Origin of the sequence: Sphingobium sp. RAC03 (assembly GCF_001713415.1) — a bacterium.
GTDB lineage: Bacteria > Pseudomonadota > Alphaproteobacteria > Sphingomonadales > Sphingomonadaceae > Sphingobium.
Genome location: NZ_CP016456.1, coordinates 3086532 through 3107180 on the forward strand (window position 1 = coordinate 3086532; position 20649 = coordinate 3107180).

The window sequence follows — 20649 nt, forward strand, 5'->3', positions numbered from 1 at the left end:
ACCCGGCGCAGCGCCGCACGATTCCATTCCATTGAAGGCAGTGTCATGAACAAGTCCGTTGCAGTCCTCCTCTTCGCCGGGCTGTTGACCCAGCCCCTGACTGCCGCCGCGCCGCCCTACACCAGCGAAGCGCCGATCGCTTATATGAAGGATCTGTCGTCGGGCGCGGTTCTCTTTAACAAGGGTGGCCAGACGCGGATGCCGCCCGCCTCCATGGCGAAGATGATGACGGCGCATGTCGCCTTCCGCCTGATCCAGCGCGGCGAATTGAAGCTCGACACGATGTTCACCGTGCGCCCCGAAACCTGGAAACAGTGGCACGGGCCGCAGGCCGGATCGACCATGTTCCTGTCGGCAGGCGAACAAGTCTCGGTGGAAAATCTGCTGCATGGCATCGTCACGCTGTCGGGTAATGACGCCTGCGTCGTGCTGGCCGAAGGGATTGCAGGCACCGAACAGGCGTTCGTCGCGCAGATGAACGAGGAAGCCAAGCGGTTGGGCCTCAAGAACAGCCATTTCGGCACCAGCAATGGCTGGCCGGATGAAGGCGTGACCTATGTCACAGCCGAAGATCTCGCCAGCCTCGCCCAGGCGACGATCGAGGAAACGCCTGATCTCTACAAGCGCTTCTACGCCGCGCGCTCCTTCACCTGGGGCAAGACGATGGGCGGGGCCGACATCAGCCAGGGCAATCGCAACCCCATTTTGGGCAAGATCGCTGGCGCAGACGGCCTCAAGACCGGGCACACGCAGGAAGCGGGCTATGGCTTCACCGGGTCGGCCGAACAGGATGGCCGCCGCCTGGTCATGGTCGTTGCCGGTCTGACCAGCTTCAATGGCCGCATCGGCGAATCGGTGCGCTTCATGGATTGGGGCTTCAAGGCGTGGAAGGCGCAGCCTTTGTTCAAGAAGGGCGCGGTGGTCGAAACCGCCGAGGTCCAGTTGGGCAGCGCGACGACCGTGCCTTTGGTCGCGCCGCATAATATGGCGGTGACGCTGCCCCGCACCGCGTCGGCCAACGTCAAGGTCAAGGTCGTCTATACCGGCCCGATCAAGGCGCCGATCGCCAAGGGGCAGCAGATCGCCCAGCTCATCGTGCAGACGCCCGACACGCCGCCGCAGGTCATGCCGTTGGTGGCCGGCGAAGATGTGGCGGAAGCCGGTATGTTCGGCCGCATCTGGAATGGCATGAAGTCGCTGTTCGGGTGAGTCCGGGCCGCTTCATCACGCTGGAAGGCGGAGAGGGCGCGGGTAAATCGACCCAGCTTCGCGCGCTCGCCGCTGCCCTGCGCGCGCGCGGGCTGGAAGTTGTCGAAACGCGCGAGCCCGGCGGTAGCGAAGGCGCGGAAGCCATCCGCGCGTTGCTGCTCACCGGCGGCGCGGATCGCTGGAGCCCGCGCGCCGAAGCCCTGCTGTTCGCCGCCGCGCGCGCCGACCATGGCGAAAAGACGATCCGTCCCGCCTTGGCGCGGGGTGCCTGGGTGTTGTCCGACCGCTATCTCGATTCGAGCAGGGCCTATCAGGGACAGGGCGACCTGACCGATGCCGACATAGTAGCGCTGCACCGGATCGGCAGCGCCGGATTCCTCCCCGACCGGACCTTGTTCCTCTCCCTGCCGCAGTCGGACGCTGAAACGCGCGCCCGCGCCCGCGATGGCGACATATCCGACCGGATCGGCGGGCGGGATCGCACCTTCCATCGCGCTGTCGCGGACGCTTTCGCCCGCTTTGCCGTCGAAGAACCCGCCCGTTTCCGGCCTATCGATGCGTCGGGCGCAGCGGATGCCGTCACCGCCCGCTTGCTCGAAGCGCTGGCCGATCTGCTGCCATGACGTCGCTGATCGGCCATGACGCCCAAGCCCGCTTGCTAATCGGCGCGGCGGCCAGCGGGCGGATGCATCATGGCTGGATATTGAGCGGCCCACGCGGCATCGGCAAGGGCAGCTTCGCCCGCGCGCTGGCGCTGCGCCTGCTTGCCGACGCCGCAGGGCCGAAGGTCGAGGGGGATGGGCTTGCCGTGCCCGATGACCATCGGGTTCGCCACCTGATCGATGCCGGTGCCCATCCCGACTATGCCGAACTTGCGCCGCTGGAAAAGGATGGCGTCACCGCGCGGAACATCAGCGTGGATCAGGTGCGCGGGCTCGGACGGCTGCTTCAATCGGCCCCGTCGCTATCGACGCGCCGCATCGTGGTGATCGACAGCGCCGACGATCTGGAACGCGGCGCGGCCAATGCGCTGCTCAAGACGCTGGAAGAGCCGCCCACTGACATGCTGTTCCTGCTGGTCAGCCACGCGCCCGGCCGCCTGCTGCCGACCATCCGCTCACGTTGCCGCACGCTGCGCTTCGATCCGCTCGACGATGCGGCGATGCGATCCGTGCTGCACGCAGGAGAGGGGGAATTGTCGCCCGCGGAGATGGACGCACTGGTCCGGGCAGGGGAAGGGTCGCCGGGCAAGGCATTGCGTTATGCCGGGCTTAATCTGGCGGAAATCGAGGCAGCCTTGGCGTCGATCGCGACCGATGGCGATCCTGGCAACCGGCAGCGGCTCCTGCTCGCCAAAACGCTGGCGACCAAGGCGGCCCGTCCCCGCTATGAAGCCTTTCTGGAACGCGCGCCGGCGTTCCTCGCCGAAGCGGCCCGGCACCGCCATGGTCCCGCCCTTGGCGTGGCGCTCGACCATTGGGAGGAAGCGCGGCGGCTCGCGGGCGGGGCGATCATCCTGTCGCTCGATCCGGCGGCAGTGGTGTTTGAACTGGCGGGCCATGTCGCGGCGCTGGCACCGCGCGCCGCCTGAAAAGCGACTTTGCGCGCAGGCGAACAGCCGCTAGGGAAGGCGCCATGTCCAAACCCTATACCATCACCACCGCCATCAGCTATCCCAATGGCCGTCCGCATATCGGCCACGCTTATGAGGTGATCGCCACCGACGCGATCGCCCGCTTCCAGCGGATGATGGGCCGCGACGTGTTTTTCCAGACCGGCACCGACGAGCATGGCCTGAAAATGGACCAGGCCGCGCGCGCACGCGGCATCGAACCGCGCGCGCTTGCCGATGAAATGGCCGCGCATTTCCAGCACATGGCGTCGGTTCTCAACATCAGCCATGATCGCTTCATCCGCACGAGCGAGCCGGATCATCACCGCGCCAGCCAGGCGATCTGGCAGGCGATGGAGGCCAATGGCGACCTGTATCTTGGTCGGTATGAAGGTTGGTATTCGGTCCGCGACGAAGCCTTTTACGACGAGAAGGAAATCGTCGAAGGGGAAGGGGGCGTCAAACTCTCGCCCCAGGGCACGCCGGTCGAATGGACCGTCGAGGAAAGCTGGTTCTTCCGCCTGTCCGCCTATCAGGATCGGCTGCTGGCCCTATATGCAAGCCAGCCCGGCTTCATCCAGCCCGACAGCCGCCGCAACGAAATCCTCCGCTTCGTCGAAGGCGGCCTGAGCGATCTCAGCATCTCGCGCACCAGCTTCGATTGGGGCGTGAAGGTGCCGGGCAGCGACGGCCATGTCATGTATGTCTGGGTCGATGCGCTGACCAATTACCTGACCGGTTGCGGCTATCCCGACGATGCGGCGCGGATGGCGCGCTACTGGGCCGAGGGGGGTGATATCACCCACATCATCGGCAAGGATATCGTGCGTTTCCATACCGTTTACTGGCCAGCCTTCCTGATGAGTGCGAAGCTGCCCTTGCCCAGCCAGATTTTCGGCCACGGCTTCCTGCTCAACCGCGGCGAGAAAATGTCCAAGTCGGTCGGCAATGTCGCCGATCCCATCGCACTGGCCGAGCGGTTCGGCGTCGATCAGTTGCGCTATTTCCTGTTGTCAGAAGTCACGTTCGGCAATGACGGCAGCTACAGCGCGGAAGCGATTGTCCAGCGGTCGAACAGCGATCTTGGGAACGCCTTTGGGAACTTGGCCCAGCGCACATTGAGCTTCATTGCGAAGAATCTGGACGGCTATCTGCCGGCAATCCATGGCCATGACGCCGCCGATACCGACTTGATCGACTTGATCGACCGCGTTGTGCGCACGGACATGCCAGCAGCGATGGAGGACCTGGCGCCGTCGGTCGCGATTGATGCCTGGCTGCGCGCAGCCTTTGCCTGCAACCAGTATATCGACGCGCAAGCGCCATGGAGCCTGCGCAAGACCGATCCGCAGCGGATGGAAACGGTGTTGGCGACGCTTTATATAGCGATCGTCCAACTCGCTGTTGCCGTCCTGCCGGTTGTCCCGGCGAGCGCTACGGCGTTGCTCGATCACATGGGCATTCCCGCTGACAAGCGGACCTATGAAGCGATTGGCGATCATTGGTATTCGCCGCTGGCAGAAAGCGATTTCATTCTCGCCGCCCCTAAACCGCTCTTCCCCCGCCTCGAACTGACCGAAGCGGACGCCTGATCGTCATGCTGATCGACAGCCATTGCCACTTGAATTACAAGGGCTTGATTGAGGATCAGGAGAATGTGCTGGAACGCGCCCGCGCGGCCGGCATCGACCTGATGCTCAATATCGCGACCCGCGAGAGCGAGTGGGATGCCGTCCTCGACACCGCAATCCGTGCGCCCGACGTCTGGGCGACGGTCGGCATCCACCCGCATGAAGCCGACGAGCATCCCCATGTCGATACCGCCAAGCTGGTCGAACGAGCCGCGCATCCGCGCGTCGTCGGTATCGGCGAAACCGGCCTTGATTATTATTACGACCATAGCGACCGCGACCGGCAGCAGAAGAGTTTTCGCGCGCATATCGCCGCCTCGCGCGACACAGGACTGCCGCTGATCGTCCACACCCGCGATGCGGAGGAAGACACGCTGGCGATCATGCGCGATGAAATGGGGAAGGGGGCCTATCCCGGCGTCATCCATTGTTTCACCGCCAGCGGCGCCTTTGCCGATGCGGCGATGGAATTGGGCTTCTACATCAGCATTTCGGGCATCGTTACCTTCAAGAGCGCGAAGGATTTGCAGGAGACAGCGGCTCGCCTGCCGCTGGATCGGCTGCTGGTGGAAACGGACTCGCCCTTCCTCGCCCCGGTGCCCCATCGTGGTCGCCCCTGCGAACCGGCCTTCGTCGCGGACACCGCGCGCTTCCTCGCGACCCTGCGCGGTGAAAGCATAGAACAATTGGCCGCCGCGACGTCCGCCAATTTCCGCACCTTGTTCAAGAAGGTGGCATGAGTTTCAAACTGACCATCCTGGGCAGTGGCACCTCGTCCGGCGTGCCGCGCATCGGCAATGATTGGGGCACCTGCGACCCAACCGAGCCGAGGAACCGCCGCAGCCGCGTGTCCATCCTGGTCGAAAGCCCAACCACCCGCATCCTGGTCGACACCTCGCCCGACATGCGCGCGCAATTGCTCGCCGCCGATGTGGTCCAAATCGACGCCATCTTGTGGACGCATGACCATGCCGATCACAGCCATGGCATCGACGATGTCCGCCAACTCTTCCACCATCGCCGCTCGCCCGTGCCCGGCTATGCGCGCGAACAGACACTCCGGCTCTTGTCGCAGCGCTTCGCCTATGCCTTTGAAGGGCGCAACGGCTATCACCCGACCATCGCCCCGCATATCCTGCCCGACAGCCTGCGGATCGGCGACATCGACATCGCCTGCGTCGATCAGCCTCATGGCGACATCTGGTCCACCGGGTTCCGCTTCACCCATGGCGGCCGGTCGATCGGCTATGCCACCGATTTCCATGAGCTGACGCCGGAAATGCTCGCGCTCTATGACCGACTCGATGTCTGGGTAGTCGATGCCCTGCGCGAAAAGCCGCACCCGACCCATCCGCACCTTGCCCTTACTTTGGACAGCATCGCACAAACCAAGCCCGGCCAGGCCATATTGACGCATATGGACCAGAGCATGGATTATGCGACGCTGCGGCGGACACTCCCCAGCGGCGTCGAACCCGGCTATGACGGCATGACCGTGGAACTGGCGACGGCAGAGCAGGGGGATTGATGGACGGCGATCAGGCAGCATCGACCCTCTGGTATGTCCTCGCGCTCGTGCTGGTCGGATCAGCGCTGATCGGGCGAAGGCTGGCCTGGGGATCGCTGTTGCGCCTAGCGCTCTTATGGGTGGCGATCTTCGCGGGGCTGTTCGGGCTGTTCACCCTGGCGCAGCAGCAGGGCTATCTCACCGGCCGCTGGGCGGAGGAGGGCGGGCCGGTCAGCGATGCACCGCCCACGCTACCTCCCGTCCGCGCCGAGGGACAGGCCATCCGTATTCCCGTGGCCCGTGATGGCCATTATTGGGTCGAAGCCAGCATCAACGGCACACCCGCACGCTTCCTGATCGACAGCGGCGCGACCGTCACCGCGCTGTCGGAACCGACCGCCCGTGCGGCAGGCCTCAATTACGACATCGGCGAGCCCGGTGTCGTCATGACCACCGCAAACGGCAAGGTCGAAGCGCGCCGGTCGAGCATCGCCACGCTGACCATCGGCCCGGTGACGGCCAGCGACCTGCCCGTTGTCGTCTCGCCCGCGTTTGGAGAGATGAATGTCATCGGCATGAACATGCTCTCCCGCCTCAAAAGCTGGGGCGTGCAGAATGGCGAGATGGTGCTGACGCCATGACGCCATCGCTCGCACCACCCACCCAGCGCCAGCGGCTCAAGGCCATTATCGGCGGCTCGACCGGCAATCTGGTCGAATGGTATGACTGGTATGCCTATGCCGCCTTCACCCTTTATTTCGCGCCGCATTTCTTCCCAAGCCAGGATCGCACCGCCCAATTGCTGAGCGCCGCCGGGATTTTCGCGGTCGGCTTCCTGATGCGGCCGATCGGCGCATGGCTGATGGGCGTCTATGCCGACCGCCATGGTCGCAAGAGTGGCCTCACGCTGTCGGTCGCGCTGATGTGCGCGGGGTCGCTCCTGATCGCGGTAACGCCAGGCTATGAGACGATAGGCGTCGCCGCGCCGCTGCTGCTGGTACTGGCGCGGCTGATGCAGGGCCTGTCGATCGGCGGCGAATATGGCGCGAGCGCGACCTATTTGTCGGAAATGGCGGGCAAGAACCGGCGCGGATTCTTCTCCAGTTTTCAATATGTCACGCTGATCGCCGGGCAGTTGGTCGCCATCTGCGTGCTGCTGATCTTACAGGCGACGCTCACCGAAGCGCAACTGGATGCCTGGGGCTGGCGCATACCCTTTTTCATCGGCGGCGGGCTGGCGGTGATCGTCTTCTGGCTGCGGCGCGGCCTGGCCGAAACGCAGAGCTTTGCCGTGGCTAAAGCGGCAGGCGCGCCCAAGTCCGGCTTCGTCGAACTCATCACCAACCATCCGCGCGAAACGCTGACGGTTATGCTGCTGACCGCTGGCGGCACGATCGCTTTCTACGCTTATTCGATCTACATGCAGAAATTCCTGGTCAACACGAGTGGCCTCAGCCGGGAAACGGCCTCGCAGATCAACGCCGTGACCTTGTTCGCCTTCATGCTGCTCCAGCCGGTCGCAGGCGCGCTGTCCGACCGGATCGGGCGCAAGCCGCTGATGATCGGCTTTGGCGTCATGGGCGTCCTATGCACCTATCCCATTTTCGCGACGCTGGCCGTGACCAAAGACCCGCTGATCGCCGGTCTGCTGGTGATGGCCGGGCTGATCATCGTCACTGGCTACACCTCGATCAACGCCGTAGTGAAGGCTGAGCTTTTTCCCGCTCACATCAGGGCGTTGGGGGTGGCGCTGCCTTATGCCCTGGCCAATACGCTGTTTGGCGGGACGGCGGAGTTCGTCGCTTTGTGGTTCAAGCAGGCGGGCATGGAGCAAGCCTTTTACATCTATGTCACGGTGATGATCGCCATTTCGCTGGTGGTCTATGTGCGGATGCGCGACACCCAGGCGCATAGCCAGATCCAGGAAGACTGAGACAACGCCGCACCATATTTAACATAATCCTTATTATCGGACTTTATGATCGAGTCTGGGTGGATTCTAGATCGAAGTGCGAAATCCTAGGATTTATAGGGGTTTGATCCCCTTTCCAGGAAGGCACATGATGAACGGCTACCAGCATCTGGGTTTGGATGAGCGGCGACAGATCTATCAACTGGCTGCAACCGGGCGGTCCGTGCATCAGATAGCAGCGTCGCTGCAGCGACATCGTTCGACCATCTATCGCGAGCTCAAACGTAATCAGCATCTCGATGACGAGCCGGTGTTTCGTGGCTATTTTCCAACGGCCGCACAAACGATGGCGGACAGGCGCCGGGTGCGTGGCGGCAAAATCGCCCGAAAGCCCGAGCTTGCCGCCTATATCGCCGACCGCTTGTCAGCAGCCTGGTCGCCGGAGCAGATTGCGGGATACCTTCGACGCCATCGCGGTAATCGTGAAGCCGTCTGTCACGAGACCATCTACCAGTTCGTCTATGGGCCGGACGGACGAAGCCAGGGCCTGTGGCGCCTTCTGCCTGTTGCCCGTCGATCTCGACGGCAGCGCTATGCGCGCAAGCCCCGCGGTCTGCATATCCCTTTGGCCAACACCATTGGCAAACGCCCTTCCGAAATCGGTAATCGCAGCAGCTTTGGTCATTGGGAAGGCGACCTGATGATCTTCAGGTTGGAATATGGCAAAGCCAACCTCACCTCGCTGGTCGAGCGCCGCAGCCGGTTTACTATCCTCGCCCGCAATCCCAGTCGGCATTCCGCCGGCGTCATGTCGGGAATCCAGCACCACTTGCACATGCTGCCCCCTTCCCTGCGTCAGAGCATCACCTTTGACCGGGGAACGGAATTTGCTGCCTTTGTGACACTCCAGAAGAAACTCGCGATGACGAGCTATTTCTGCCTGCCATCGGCACCCTGGCAAAAGGGCAGCGTGGAAAACAGCAACGGTCGCATACGGCGCTTCCTGCCGTCTGACACGGACCTGGCGTTGCTATCGGATAAGGAAATCCAGGCCGTTGCTGATCGCATCAACAGCACCCCTCGCAAGTGCCTGAACTATCGCACCCCGCATGACGTTCTGGGAGAGCAAATCACCCTCCTCAACGCCCGGTAGATTTGCCATCCAGGGTGGGGCTCGCCCCACCCTGGATGAAATGCTACGCATCCCATGGATGTCGCGCTTCAAATCGAAACCGCCCTGGCCATAGCCGGGCACAGGCCCTATCGGCTGGATCAAATTCTCCAACAGCCGGAACCGCCCATGTCCAAAGCCAGTCCCGCCGACATCATGCCGCTTGCCACCGTCATGGCGCGGTTGCGTGACCCGGACACGGGCTGCCCATGGGACATCGCGCAGGATTTCGCCTCGATCGCACCCTATACGATCGAGGAAGCCTATGAAGTCGCCGACGCCATCGAGCGCAACGATATGGCGGCACTGTGCGATGAGCTGGGCGACCTGCTGCTCCAGGTGGCCTTCCACAGCCGCATGGCCGAACAGGCCGGTCACTTCAATCTGCAGGATGTGATCGACGGCATCACCCAAAAGATGACCCGGCGGCATCCCCATGTCTTCGGACAAAACGCACGGCGCGAAGACGGCCATGCCCAATGGGAGGCGATCAAAGCCGCCGAACGGGCCGAAAAGGAACCGGACCCCAGCGCGCTTGCCGGTGTGGCGAACGCCCTGCCCGCGCTACTTCGCGCCGAAAAGCTACAGAAGCGCGCCGCCCGTACCGGCTTCGACTGGCCCGATACGGTCGGCGTCAACGACAAGATCGTCGAGGAACTGGACGAAGTCCGCGCCGCGACCACGCAGGCTGAACGCACCGAGGAAGTCGGCGACCTGTTGTTCGCCGTGGTCAACCTCGCACGCCATCTGAAGGTCGACCCGGAGGCTGCTCTACGCGCAGGCAATGCCAAATTCGATCGCCGCTTCCGCGCGATGGAGCAGCAGGCTGGCGCCGACTTCGCCGCCCTCTCGCTGGAAGCGAAGGAAGAACTATGGCAGCAAGCCAAGCGGCAGGAGAAAACGGCCTAAGCCTCGCCGCGCTTCCCAAACCGCGCAAAGGCCGCATCGGACAGCCGCACCTCGACGCGGCTCTCCTCCTCTTCCACATCCGTCGACAGCACTTCGCCATGTTCGTGGAGCCAGGCCATCGCCGCGCCATCCGACACCGGAATGCGCAGGCCATAGACCTTCGCACCCGTGGTCATATGGTCGCTGATCATACGTTGAAGCTGCTCTACCCCCTCCCCGGTCAGCGCCGACAGGATCGCCACATCATCGCGCCGCGCCGCCGTTTCGCGCGCCAGCACAGCGGCGTCGGCATCCAACAAATCAAGCTTGTTCCACGCCTCGATAATCAGTGGCGCGGGCGGTTCACCCTCCGCCCGCTCCAGCGCAGCTTCGCCTGCGACGCCCAGTTCACCCAAGACATCCAGCACATCATCGCGCTGCGCATCGCTGTCCGGATGGGCAATGTCGCGAACATGCACGATCAAGTCGGCCGACAACACTTCTTCCAGCGTGGCGCGAAACGCCGCGATCAACTGGGTCGGTAGGTCGGAGACGAAGCCCACCGTGTCGGACAGGATCGCCTTGTCGAGGCCCGGCAGCGCGATCTGGCGCATGGTCGGATCAAGCGTCGCGAACAGCAAGTCCTGCGCCATGACGTCAGCGCCGGTCATGCGATTGAACAGCGTCGATTTGCCTGCATTCGTATAGCCCACCAGCGCAATCACCGGCCAAGGTGCGCGCTGCCGCCGGGCGCGATGCAGCCCGCGCGTGCGCGTGACTTGATCGAGTTCCTTGCGGATCTTCGCCATGCGATCGCGGATCATGCGCCGATCCGCCTCGATCTGGGTTTCGCCCGGACCGCCCAGAAAGCCGAAGCCGCCGCGCTGCCGCTCCAAATGGGTCCAGCTGCGCACCAGGCGCCCGGCCTGATAATCGAGATGCGCCAGCTCGACCTGCAGCCGCCCTTCATTGGTCGCGGCGCGTTCGCCAAAGATTTCCAGGATCAGCCCGGTTCGGTCGATGACCTTGGCCTCGCACGCCTTTTCGAGGTTGCTCTGCTGCACGGGAGACAGGCTATTATCGACGATGATGAGGTCGGCCTCTTCCTGCCGCGCCAGTGTAGCGATCTGATCGACCTGACCGCTGCCGAACAAGGTGGCGGGCTTGCGATCCCGCACCCGAAACGCCTGCGCCGCACGCACATCGATCCCGATCGCTAATGCGAGGCCGCGCGCTTCCTCCAGCCGGGCGTCGCTGTCGCGCCGGTCGCCCCCATGGGTTTCGGCATGAACGACGACAGCGCGCGCGCCGCGCGCCACTTCATCTTCGGAATCGCGATTGAATATGGCCATAGAAGTTTAACGCCTCAAAACACAGGACGCTCCCGAACAGACAATTACCCGGTTCAACGGAGGAACGGGACAACGGCCTGCGCGGGAGCGCATAGACTAGTATTCGATGAAATGCGGACGGCGCGTGCGATCCGCGCAGGGTCGGTCAATCGTCCTGTTCATTCTCGCCAGTCAGGTCGAGCGCATGGAGCGGCTGGACCGTCGAAATGGCGTGCTTGTAGACGAGTTGGACCATGCCATCGCGTTCCAGCAACATGCAGAACAGGTCGAAGGCGGCGATTTCGCCCTGCAGCATGACGCCGTTGACCAGGAACATCGTCACCGGGCTGCCCGATTTGCGGACGGCCGACAGAAAGATTTCCTGCAGCAGCTTGGCCTTGCCATTGCCCTCGCTCGCCTTGCGCAGGTCGGACAAGTCCATCGGCTGCGCTGGCATGACTGTCGAAATGGCATGCTTGTAGACAAGCTGCGACTGGCCATCGCGGCGCAGCAGCACGGAAAAATTGTCGAACCAGGTGATGATGCCCTGCAGCTTGACGCCCTTGACCAGGAACATGGTCACCGGGGTCTTGCTCTTGCGCAGGCTGTTGAGGAAAATATCCTGCAAATTGTTCATTTTGTCGGCCATGGTCGTCGCCAGTCCTTTATTCTTGGCGGGACGTTACCCGCTCGTGCGCCCTTAAGCAGGGTGTCTTGCTTGCCCCCGCTTGTCGGAGGCGCAACGATCGTATCGCAATTGCGAACAGTCGTCCATGGGGAATGGCGCGCGTCTATTCCTTGTCGTCGGTTATCCCCAACAGCTTCAATTTCCGGTGCAATGCCGATCGTTCCATGCCGATGAAAGTCGCGGTCCGCGAGATATTGCCCGAAAAACGACGGATCTGAATGCGCAGATATTCGCGCTCGAAACTCTCGCGTGCTTCGCGCAGCGGCGCGCCCATGATCGCGGACTGGCCCATCCCCTCCCCGCCGCCACCGCTGGTCAATTCGGGCGGCAGCATGTCAAGTTCGATCCGGCCGATCCGGTCGCCCGGTGCCAGGATCATCGTGCGTTCGATGACATTGCGCAACTGGCGGACATTGCCCGGCCATTCATTGGCCTGCAGCGCAGCCATGGCATCGCTCGCCATTTCCGGCGGCGGCACACGGCGTTCTGCGGCGAAGCGGGCAAGATAATGTTCGACCAGCGGCGGGATATCGTCGCGCCGTTCGGACAATGGCGGAATGGCGAGTGGCACGACATTGAGGCGATAGAAAAGATCCTCACGGAATCGCCTTTCCTCAATCTCGCCCGCCAGGTCGCGCGCCGTGGACGAAATAACCCGCACATCCACCTTCACATGGCGCTGGCCGCCAACGCGCGTGAAGCTCTGGTCGGTCAACACGCGCAATATCTTGCCCTGCGTGGTGATCGGCATGTCGGCGATTTCATCGATATAGAGCGTGCCGCCATGCGCCTGCTCCAGGAAGCCGGGGCGGACGAGGCCGCTCTGGTCCTCCAGCCCGAACAATTCCTCTTCGACCCGGTCGGGGTCCATGCGCGCGGCGGCGACGATGATGAAGGGCGAGTCGGCCCGCCCGCTCCAGCTATGCAGCATCCGCGCGGCAATCTCTTTGCCGACGCCCGCCGGCCCGGAAATCAGCACGCGGCTGCCAGTGCCCGCCACCTTCTTGATCGTGGCGCGCACGCCGTTGATCGACGCAGAACTGCCGGTCAATTCGTCATCCTGCCCGAACCGCGCGCGCAGCACCTGATTCTCGCGCCGCAACCGTTCGGTCTCGGTGGCGCGGCTGACAAGATGCAGCAGCCGGTCGGCCTCGAACGGCTTTTCGATGAAGTCGGCTGCGCCTTTGCGGATGGCGGCGACGGCAGTGTCGATATTGCCATGGCCCGAAATCATCAGCACCGGAATGGTGGGGTCACGCCGCTTGATCTCGTCCAGCAGTTCCAGCCCATCCATCCGCGATCCCTGCAACCAAACGTCGAGCAGGACGAGCGAAGGACGACGTGCGTCCAGCGCCTCGATCGCGGCGTCGGCATTGCCGGCGGTGCGGGCGGTAAAGCCTTCATCCTCCAGAACACCCGCGACCAGATCGCGAATATCCTCTTCATCGTCGACTATCAGAATATCAAGCGCCATTGGCCGTCACTTTTCCCGTCAAATTACCTTGGGGCATGGCGATTACCTGCCCCTCTTCCAGTCGTTCCAGCGCACCTGCGGCAAACCGCAACGTCACGCGTGCACCGCCACCTTGCGCATCGTCGAAGCGGATTTCCCCCAGATGCTCCTCCACAATCTTCTTGACGATGGCCAGGCCCAGACCCGTCCCCTTGGTCCGCGTCGTCATATAGGGTTCCAGGATGCGGTCGCGTTCGGGCGGCAAACCAATGCCGTCATCGCTGACTGTGATGATCAGCGCGTCGCCCTCACCCGCCAGCGTCATGCGAACATGACCGCGCGGACTGCCATCGTCGGGAACCGGCTTAGGTTCAATGGCTTCCACCGCATTCTTGACGATGTTCGTCAGCGCCTGCCCCAATTGCCGCCGGTCGCATACCAGTTCCAGGTCGGGCTGGTCGGTATGGAATTCGAAGCGGATCGCCGGATGCGCGACCTCATGTAGAAACAAGGAGTGGCGCGCAATATCGGCCACGGCCTCGCGCCGAAACACGGGCTTGGGCATCCGCGCGAAGGATGAAAATTCATCCACGATCCGGCGTAGATCGCCCACTTGCCGAACGATCGTGCTGGTCAGCCGGGTGAAGGTCGGCCGGTCGCTGGTGATCTCCTCGGCATAGCGGCGCTGGAGTCGCTCGGCGGCCAGCTGGATCGGCGTCAGCGGGTTCTTGATTTCATGCGCGATCCGGCGCGCAACATCGGACCAGGCGGCGCGGCGCTGATCGGACAATTGCTGTGTAATATCGTCGAACGTCAGAATATGGCGCGACGCATCCTCGGACCGCTTGACCGCCAGCGTGCGCAGGTCGCCATGCGCGCGCACCTGCACGATGCCAGCGCCGTCGCCCGACGCGATGAACTCCGCCAATTCCGGCGCGATCTCGGCCAATGTCCGACCGACCGGATCATCGCCCTCCTCCACCAAAATCGCCGCAGCCGATCGGTTGAGCAACTGGATCTCGCCGTCACGATCGACCGACAATACGCCAGCGCTGACGCCGGACAGGATCGCCTCGATGAAGGCGCGCCGCTCGTCCAACTGGCTGTTCGCGCCCACCAGTGCGCCGGTCTGCGCTTCCAGCCGCTGCGTCATCCGGTTGAACGCCGCTGCCAGCGTGCCGATCTCGTCACGGCTTTGCAGGCTGGTAACGCGCGCCGACAAGTCGCCCGCCGTGATCCGCCGCGCCGCCGTCACCAGTTCATTGACCGGCCGCACCATCCAGTCGGCCACCGCCAGCGCGATATAGACGGCAATACCGACCAGCAGCAGCGATCCCACGAACAAGGCAATGTTGAACCGCAACTGCAACGCGCGCGACTGCGCCGCGAACAGGTCATAGTCCGCGATCACCGTCTTCGCCCGCTCCGCATTGGAAAAGGACGAACTGCCCGCATTGCGTGTGACGTAGAGATAGATTTTCGACCCCGGATAGAGCAGCGTCACCGCCTCGATCTGGTTCTGCCGCGCCTGCACAACGACATTTTCGCCCGCCGCCAGCCGCTTGGTGACTTCCGGCGTCAATATCTCGGATGCGGGGCGATTGTCCGGTTCGACCGTCGCGGCCGTGCGCGCAACACCGTCCTTGCCGACCTCGATGATCGACGCACGGTTCAGCTTGCGCGTCACCACCTGAAAGATGAACCCTTCGGCAAAGCGCGGGCTGGAGACATCGGACTGGGTCAGATAATCGCGCAGATCGTCCGCCATGGTGACGGTTTCATCGCTCACCTCGCGCAGATTCTGCTCATAATAGCCGCGCGCCAGGTCGCTGGCATTTTGCAGCATCCCGCGCGCGCTGTCGGATGCCCAGAATTGCACGCCATATTGGAACAGCAGCGACGCGAAGATTACCACCAGCAGCATCGGCACGCTGGCCGCGATCGAGAAGATGGCGACCAGCCGGACGTGCAACTGCCCATCGCTGCCGATCGCCGATTGCGCCGCACGCCGCTTGGCCACGCGCCGCCCCAACAGCATCAGCAGCGCGATCGCGGGCACCAGATTGGCGACCAGCAACAGCGCGATAATCGGCGGGGTCAGCAGGTCGCCCGACGGCGCGCTCCCGCCCGCCAACAATTGATAGGTCAGCACCGCGACGCCCAGGAACAGGGCGAGCGTTACGCCCTCAACCAGCGTCGCAAGGCGGCCATGCCGCAGGAAAGGCGGCAATCGTCGGCGCCATGTCGATGCCCGCCGGGAAAATGTGGTCGCGCCGCTCATAGTGGCTTTGTTACAACAACCCCGTGCCCGATCAAACACAGTATTTGGGCCAAAACCTGTCGCTGGTCGATATCGCCCGTCGGTTCGTCCCGAAAATCCCGCTGATGCAGATTAGTCGGCAAGGCGGAGCTGGAGCGGGTCCAGCCCATAATCTGTCAGTTTCTTACGCAGCGTATTGCGATTGATGCCCAGCAATCCGGCGGCGCGAATCTGATTGCCATCGACGCTCGACAGCACCTCCTGCAACAGGATCGGCTCGATCACCGCCAGCAGATCATCATGTAGGCTGCGATTGGCCTGCCCCAGCCCGATACCCAGCTGCCGCTTCGCCCAATCGCGCACGGCGTGGGCGAGATGATCGGCAGGCGCGGCATAATCAGCGGGCACCGCATCCATCGGCAGCATGTTGCGCAATATGTCCGCAGTGATGACATTTTCCCGGCTCAGCACCGACAGCCGCTGCATCATATTCTGCAATTCGCGCACATTGCCCGGCCAATGATAGGCCATCAGCAATTGCGCCGCATCGTCCGCCAGCGTCTTGCGCGGCAGGCCTTCCTGCGCCGCCCGCTCCAGAAAATGGCGCGCCAGCAGGATCACGTCATCGCGCCGCTCCCGCAACGCCGGCAAGGCGATTGGCACGACGTTCAGCCGGTAATAGAGATCCTGCCGAAAGCGGTTTTCCTCGATCAGCGGCGGCAGATCCTTGTTGGTCGCGGCAATGATGCGGACATTGACCCGCACCGGCTTGGACCCGCCCACCGTCGTCACCTCGCCCGATTGCAGGACGCGCAGCAACCGCGTCTGCGCCTCCATTGGCATGTCGCCAATCTCGTCGAGGAACAATGTGCCGCCCTGCGCTTGCTCGAACTTGCCAGCGGTGCGGGCATGGGCGCCGGTAAAAGCGCCCTTCTCATAGCCGAACAATTCCGCCTCGATCAGTTCGCGCGGAATCGCCGCCATGTTGATGGCGATGAAAGGGCGCGTGCGTCGTTGGCCCAGGCTGTGGATCGCTTCGGCCACCAGTTCCTTGCCCGTGCCCGACTCGCCCAGCACCAGGATCGACAGGTCGTTGGAAAGCACCCGCGCGATGGTCCGATAGACTTCCTGCATCGCGGGCGATCGACCGACCAGCGGCAGGCCGTCATGCGGCAGCCCGCCATCGCCCTCCTCCTCCGTCGCGCTCTCCCGCGTGCCTAGCGCATCTGCGACGGCACGAGTCAGTTCGTTGAGATCGAACGGCTTGGGCAGATATTCGAACGCGCCCTTTTCGGTCGCGCGGATCGCGGTGTTGAGCGTGTTCTGCGCCGACAGGATGATGACGTTCAGGTCCGGGCGACTGGCGATGATGTCCGCCACGCCCTCCAACCCATCGCCATCGGGCAGCATGACGTCCGTGATCAGGATGTCGGGCCGGAAACTCTCCATCAGCGCCGCCCGCTCGCGGATCGATGCGGCGGTCTTCACCTTATGCCCCTGCCGCCGCAGCGCCTCGCCCACCACCACGCAGATGGCCGGATCGTCATCGACGACCAGAACGGACCCCGTCGCCGCCATTAGCCCATGCCCATCGGCAGGAGGATGCGGAAGGTCGATTCGCCCGCCTGCGCATCGCGCGAATATTGGACGAAGCCGCTCATGTCGCGGACCAGCTTATCGACCAACGCCAGCCCCAGCCCCTGCCCGTCCCGTTTGCCAGTGATGAAGGGGTTGAACAGATGGTCCAATATATGTTCGGGAACGCCCGGTCCATTGTCCACCACGACGATCTCGATCGGCAGGACCGCACTCCCCTTGCCTCCACCCATCACCACGGACACGCCATGGCGAAAGGCCGTCTCCACGCGGATGGAGGGATTTTCGACCTGCTCCAGCGCTTCGGCCGAATTTTTGAGCAGATTGATCATCACCTGCACCAGCGCATCTTCATTGATGTTGGCGAATGGCAAGGATGGATCATAATGTTTTATGATCTTTACGTTTCTGGCAAATCCCGCCGACGCAATCCCGGCCGCCCGGTCGATCAGCGGGTAGATATTGCCGGGGCGGCATTCCAGCGTCCGGTCGGTCGTGAAATCCTGCATCCTGTCGATCAGCGCAGCGATGCGGTCGACCTCGTTGCAGATGAGCTGGGTCAAGGCACTGTCACGGCCATCCTGCCCCGATTCAAGCAGTTGCGCTGCACCCCTGATACCCGATAGCGGGTTCTTGATCTCATGCGCCAGGATCGCCGCCGCGCCCATGGCCGACCGCGCCCCGCCCGATGTGCCGCGATGGCCGATCTTACGCGCCTGACTCTGCGCGTGGAGCGACACCACCCGCCAGCCTTCATGATCGATGATCGGGGAGATCATCAGATCAACCTCCATCTCGGCGGTGCGCCCGGCATGAACCTTGATGTCATAGGCGGCGATCGGCTTGTTACTGTGCCAGATATCGAAGCGCGCCCCGGCTTCTGCAATGCGGATGGTCCGCGCGACATCGCTGCCGATGATCGCCGACCGCGCCATGTTGAGCAACGTCTCGGCACTGACATTGGCTTCGGCAATGCTGTTGTCCGGCCGCACCAACAGGGTCGCGACCGGCAAGGCCGTCATCTGGTCGCTGAGCGATGGTCCGTCCTGCTGCATGCGAAGCGGCGGGACGACCGTCATGGCAACGGTCATGCCGCCTGACGCATGGCGGTGGCATCCGCACCGCTGGCGATCAACGGCTCATAGAAACCAGCGAGCATGTCGAGCACCTTGGCGGCGTCGGGTTCCTGGTTCACGGCATGGCGGAACTCGGCCGATCCGGTCAGCCCCTTGGTGTACCAGCCGATATGCTTGCGCGCCATATTAACGCCGGTATGGTTGTCATAATGGTCGAGCATTGCCTTATAATGGCCTATGATCGCGTGATATTGTTCCTCCAGCGTCGGATCGGGAATACGCTCGCCCCGCTCCAGCCAGGCCATGACCTGTCCGATCAGCCAGGGGCGACCATAGGCACCGCGGCCGATCATCACGCCATCCGCGCCGCTCTGTTCCAGCGCCATGTCGGCATCCTCGATCGAACAAATGTCACCATTGGCGATCACGGGTAGCTTCACCGCCTCCTTAACGGAGCGAATGAAGCCCCAATCGGCGCTGCCCTTGTACATCTGGCACCGGGTCCGCCCATGGACGGTGATCAGCTTCGCGCCCAGATCTTCGGCGATATGCGCCAGTTCGGGCGCGTTGAGGCTGCTATGATCCCATCCCATCCGCATCTTCACGGTCACCGGCACATCCACCGCCTCGACCGTCGCCTTGATCAGCGCAGCGGCCAGCGGCAGGTCACGCATCAGCGCGCTGCCCGCATCGCCATTGACGACCTTCTTGACCGGGCAGCCCATATTGATGTCGATAATCGCCGCGCCGCGGTCAGCATTCAACTTGGCGGCTTCGGCCATTTCGGTCGGCGAGCAGCCCGCCAATTGCATCGACACCGGCTCTTCCAGCGGATGCCAGGCCGCCTTCTGCAGCGACTGGCGCGTCTCACGGATCATCGCGGCGGTCGCGATCATCTCGGTCACATTGAGGCCGCAGCCATAGCGACGGACCAGCGTGCGGAACGGCATGTCGGTCACACCGGTCATCGGCGCAAGAACGACCGGCGTGGCGATGGTCACCGGGCCGATGGAAATGGGGGAAAGCCTGGACATAAACTCTAATGCTAATGCCTAAAAAACAGGCAGGCCATAGCCGAAATGGGAAGGGTCGGCAAGGGATGGGGTCTGGCGGCCCTCCCGGCACTCGGCTATGCGCTGGCCCCATGATAGACAATAGCAAGACTGTCGCCCTGATCGTCGCGGCGGGCCAGGGCAACCGGGCCGGTGGCGACGCGCCCAAGCAATTTCGCCTGGTGGCGGGCAAGGCCGTGCTGGCCCATGCCTATGACGCGCTCGCAGCGCATGGCGCGATCGATGCGATCCATATCGTGCTGGGCGCAGGGCAGGAAGACTCGGCCCGCAAACTGCTCGGCGATCGCGCGGCATCCTTCATCGAAGGCGCCGATAGCCGCCGCGGCTCCGTGCGCGCCGGGCTAGAGTCGATCGCAGCGACGGACGGCGCAGCGCGTGTATTGATCCATGACGCCGCGCGGCCTTTCCTGCCTGGTGCCGTGATCGACCGACTGCTCGGCGCGCTAGGCGAGGCAGACGGCGCGATCCCCATATTGCCGGTTGCCGATACGCTGGTGCGCGGAATGGACGGACGCATGGCCGACGGCGTGCCCCGCGACGGACTGTTCCGGGTGCAGACACCCCAGGCGTTCCGCTTCGACACGATTCTCGCGGCGCACCGGAGTTGGGACATCGCCCGCGAAGCCACCGACGACGCACAGATTCTCCGCGCCGCCGACCATGACGTTATCCTGGTGGATGGCGATGAAGGACTGGAAAAATTGACCTATCCCCAGGATTTTGCCCGCGCCGAAGCCCGGCTCGCGACCACCATGACCGTGCGCGTCGGCATGGGCTATGACGTCCATCGCCTGGCGGCGGACGAATTATTATGGCTGGGCGGCGTGCTGGTCCCGCATGATCGTGGCCTCGCCGGGCATAGCGACGCCGACGTCGCCCTCCACGCCATCGTCGATGCCCTGCTCGGCGCGCTGGCGGAAGGCGATATCGGCAGCCATTTCCCGCCTTCCGACGCGCAATGGCGCGGCGCGTCATCGGATCGTTTCCTCGCCTATGCGGGCGATCGAGTGACGGCGCGCGGCGGGCGGATCGATCATATCGATCTCACCATCATCTGCGAAGCGCCCAAGATCGGCCCGCATCGCGACGCCATGCGAACCCGCATCGCCACCATTCTCGCGGTGCCCATCGATCGCATCAGCGTCAAGGCGACCACCACCGAGCGGCTGGGCTTTGCCGGGCGGCGCGAAGGTATTGCGGCGCAGGCGGTTGCCACCCTCTCCCTTCCCGCGCTATCCTGAC

18 protein-coding genes are annotated in these 20649 nt (G+C 63.4%); 11 read left to right on the forward strand and 7 right to left on the reverse strand.

What is annotated here, in order from left to right; translation table 11 throughout:
• Nucleotides 1-45 precede the first annotated feature (45 nt).
• From BSY17_RS19360 to mazG, 10 genes are all read left to right on the forward strand, one after another.
• Entirely contained in the window at nucleotides 46-1209 is a 1164-nt protein-coding gene (locus tag BSY17_RS19360; protein ID WP_069066693.1) for a D-alanyl-D-alanine carboxypeptidase family protein, read from the forward strand.
• Nucleotides 1206-1832 (forward strand): dTMP kinase, encoded by a 627-nt coding sequence (tmk, locus tag BSY17_RS19365; RefSeq protein WP_037475519.1) that lies wholly within the window; start codon nucleotides 1206-1208, stop codon nucleotides 1830-1832. The genes BSY17_RS19360 and tmk overlap by 4 nt, the downstream gene beginning before the upstream one ends.
• The gene (locus BSY17_RS19370; protein WP_069066694.1) at nucleotides 1829-2800 is read left to right on the forward strand and encodes an AAA family ATPase; all 972 of its coding nucleotides are present in this window, start codon (nucleotides 1829-1831) and stop codon (nucleotides 2798-2800) included. The genes tmk and BSY17_RS19370 overlap by 4 nt, the downstream gene beginning before the upstream one ends.
• 44 nt (nucleotides 2801-2844) lie before the next feature.
• Entirely contained in the window at nucleotides 2845-4413 is a 1569-nt protein-coding gene (metG, locus tag BSY17_RS19375) for a methionine--tRNA ligase (protein ID WP_069066695.1), read from the forward strand.
• A gap of 5 nt (nucleotides 4414-4418) precedes the next feature.
• On the forward strand, nucleotides 4419-5192 hold the full coding sequence (locus tag BSY17_RS19380) for a TatD family hydrolase (protein WP_069066696.1): 774 nt from the start codon (nucleotides 4419-4421) through the stop codon (nucleotides 5190-5192).
• Complete coding sequence (locus BSY17_RS19385; protein ID WP_069066697.1) at nucleotides 5189-5980, forward strand: MBL fold metallo-hydrolase; 792 nt, start codon at nucleotides 5189-5191, stop codon at nucleotides 5978-5980. Before BSY17_RS19380 ends, BSY17_RS19385 begins: the two co-directional genes overlap by 4 nt.
• Nucleotides 5980-6600 (forward strand): retropepsin-like aspartic protease family protein, encoded by a 621-nt coding sequence (locus BSY17_RS19390; RefSeq protein WP_069066698.1) that lies wholly within the window; start codon nucleotides 5980-5982, stop codon nucleotides 6598-6600. The genes BSY17_RS19385 and BSY17_RS19390 overlap by 1 nt, the downstream gene beginning before the upstream one ends.
• Nucleotides 6597-7892, forward strand: a complete 1296-nt coding sequence (locus BSY17_RS19395; protein WP_069066699.1) for an MFS transporter — start codon at nucleotides 6597-6599, stop codon at nucleotides 7890-7892. Before BSY17_RS19390 ends, BSY17_RS19395 begins: the two co-directional genes overlap by 4 nt.
• Nucleotides 7893-8019: 127 nt before the next feature.
• Nucleotides 8020-9024, forward strand: coding sequence for an IS30 family transposase (locus BSY17_RS19400; RefSeq protein ID WP_069064301.1), 1005 nt, complete (start codon nucleotides 8020-8022; stop codon nucleotides 9022-9024).
• A gap of 147 nt (nucleotides 9025-9171) precedes the next feature.
• Nucleotides 9172-9951, forward strand: a complete 780-nt coding sequence (mazG, locus tag BSY17_RS19405) for a nucleoside triphosphate pyrophosphohydrolase (RefSeq protein ID WP_069067094.1) — start codon at nucleotides 9172-9174, stop codon at nucleotides 9949-9951.
• Here the strand turns inward: mazG and hflX are convergent.
• The 7 genes from hflX to dusB form a co-directional block, all read right to left on the reverse strand.
• Nucleotides 9948-11282, reverse strand: a complete 1335-nt coding sequence (hflX, locus tag BSY17_RS19410; RefSeq protein WP_069066700.1) for a GTPase HflX — start codon at nucleotides 11280-11282, stop codon at nucleotides 9948-9950. The genes mazG and hflX overlap by 4 nt on opposite strands.
• 145 nt (nucleotides 11283-11427) lie before the next feature.
• A complete protein-coding gene (gene hfq / locus BSY17_RS19415; RefSeq protein WP_037474544.1) occupies nucleotides 11428-11910 on the reverse strand; it encodes an RNA chaperone Hfq in 483 nt (160 codons plus the stop codon).
• 142 nt (nucleotides 11911-12052) lie between these two features.
• Entirely contained in the window at nucleotides 12053-13423 is a 1371-nt protein-coding gene (gene ntrX, locus BSY17_RS19420; protein WP_069066701.1) for a nitrogen assimilation response regulator NtrX, read from the reverse strand.
• Nucleotides 13413-15683, reverse strand: a complete 2271-nt coding sequence (locus BSY17_RS19425; RefSeq protein ID WP_069066702.1) for a sensor histidine kinase — start codon at nucleotides 15681-15683, stop codon at nucleotides 13413-13415. The genes ntrX and BSY17_RS19425 overlap by 11 nt, the downstream gene beginning before the upstream one ends.
• A 111-nt stretch (nucleotides 15684-15794) precedes the next feature.
• Nucleotides 15795-17240, reverse strand: coding sequence for a nitrogen regulation protein NR(I) (ntrC, locus tag BSY17_RS19430; RefSeq protein ID WP_069066703.1), 1446 nt, complete (start codon nucleotides 17238-17240; stop codon nucleotides 15795-15797).
• Nucleotides 17240-18349: a two-component system sensor histidine kinase NtrB gene (locus BSY17_RS19435; RefSeq protein ID WP_069066704.1), complete on the reverse strand. Its 1110-nt coding sequence runs from the start codon at nucleotides 18347-18349 to the stop codon at nucleotides 17240-17242. Before BSY17_RS19435 ends, ntrC begins: the two co-directional genes overlap by 1 nt.
• Nucleotides 18346-19368 carry a tRNA dihydrouridine synthase DusB gene (gene dusB / locus BSY17_RS19440; protein ID WP_069066705.1) on the reverse strand — a complete coding sequence of 341 codons (1023 nt, stop codon included), beginning with the start codon at nucleotides 19366-19368 and terminating at the stop codon, nucleotides 18346-18348. The genes BSY17_RS19435 and dusB overlap by 4 nt, the downstream gene beginning before the upstream one ends.
• A gap of 110 nt (nucleotides 19369-19478) precedes the next feature.
• On the opposite strand from dusB, the gene BSY17_RS19445 reads away from it, so the two are divergent.
• Nucleotides 19479-20648 carry a bifunctional 2-C-methyl-D-erythritol 4-phosphate cytidylyltransferase/2-C-methyl-D-erythritol 2,4-cyclodiphosphate synthase gene (locus tag BSY17_RS19445; protein WP_069066706.1) on the forward strand — a complete coding sequence of 390 codons (1170 nt, stop codon included), beginning with the start codon at nucleotides 19479-19481 and terminating at the stop codon, nucleotides 20646-20648.
• Nucleotide 20649: the final 1 nt, after the last annotated feature.

What these genes read in the sequence shown, in the direction of transcription:
- BSY17_RS19360 (WP_069066693.1), top strand. Translation starts at nt 46, where the DNA reads ATGAACAAGTCCGTTGCAGTCCTCCTCTTCGCCGGGCTGTTGACCCAG.
- BSY17_RS19370 (WP_069066694.1), top strand. Translation starts at nt 1,829, where the DNA reads ATGACGTCGCTGATCGGCCATGACGCCCAAGCCCGCTTGCTAATCGGC.
- metG (WP_069066695.1), top strand. Translation starts at nt 2,845, where the DNA reads ATGTCCAAACCCTATACCATCACCACCGCCATCAGCTATCCCAATGGC.
- BSY17_RS19380 (WP_069066696.1), top strand. Translation starts at nt 4,419, where the DNA reads ATGCTGATCGACAGCCATTGCCACTTGAATTACAAGGGCTTGATTGAG.
- BSY17_RS19385 (WP_069066697.1), top strand. Translation starts at nt 5,189, where the DNA reads ATGAGTTTCAAACTGACCATCCTGGGCAGTGGCACCTCGTCCGGCGTG.
- BSY17_RS19390 (WP_069066698.1), top strand. Translation starts at nt 5,980, where the DNA reads ATGGACGGCGATCAGGCAGCATCGACCCTCTGGTATGTCCTCGCGCTC.
- BSY17_RS19395 (WP_069066699.1), top strand. Translation starts at nt 6,597, where the DNA reads ATGACGCCATCGCTCGCACCACCCACCCAGCGCCAGCGGCTCAAGGCC.
- BSY17_RS19400 (WP_069064301.1), top strand. Translation starts at nt 8,020, where the DNA reads ATGATGAACGGCTACCAGCATCTGGGTTTGGATGAGCGGCGACAGATC.
- mazG (WP_069067094.1), top strand. Translation starts at nt 9,172, where the DNA reads ATGTCCAAAGCCAGTCCCGCCGACATCATGCCGCTTGCCACCGTCATG.
- hflX (WP_069066700.1), bottom strand. Translation starts at nt 11,282, where the DNA reads ATGGCCATATTCAATCGCGATTCCGAAGATGAAGTGGCGCGCGGCGCG.
- hfq (WP_037474544.1), bottom strand. Translation starts at nt 11,910, where the DNA reads ATGGCCGACAAAATGAACAATTTGCAGGATATTTTCCTCAACAGCCTG.
- ntrX (WP_069066701.1), bottom strand. Translation starts at nt 13,423, where the DNA reads ATGGCGCTTGATATTCTGATAGTCGACGATGAAGAGGATATTCGCGAT.
- BSY17_RS19425 (WP_069066702.1), bottom strand. Translation starts at nt 15,683, where the DNA reads ATGAGCGGCGCGACCACATTTTCCCGGCGGGCATCGACATGGCGCCGA.
- ntrC (WP_069066703.1), bottom strand. Translation starts at nt 17,240, where the DNA reads ATGGCGGCGACGGGGTCCGTTCTGGTCGTCGATGACGATCCGGCCATC.
- BSY17_RS19435 (WP_069066704.1), bottom strand. Translation starts at nt 18,349, where the DNA reads ATGACCGTTGCCATGACGGTCGTCCCGCCGCTTCGCATGCAGCAGGAC.
- dusB (WP_069066705.1), bottom strand. Translation starts at nt 19,368, where the DNA reads ATGTCCAGGCTTTCCCCCATTTCCATCGGCCCGGTGACCATCGCCACG.
- BSY17_RS19445 (WP_069066706.1), top strand. Translation starts at nt 19,479, where the DNA reads ATGATAGACAATAGCAAGACTGTCGCCCTGATCGTCGCGGCGGGCCAG.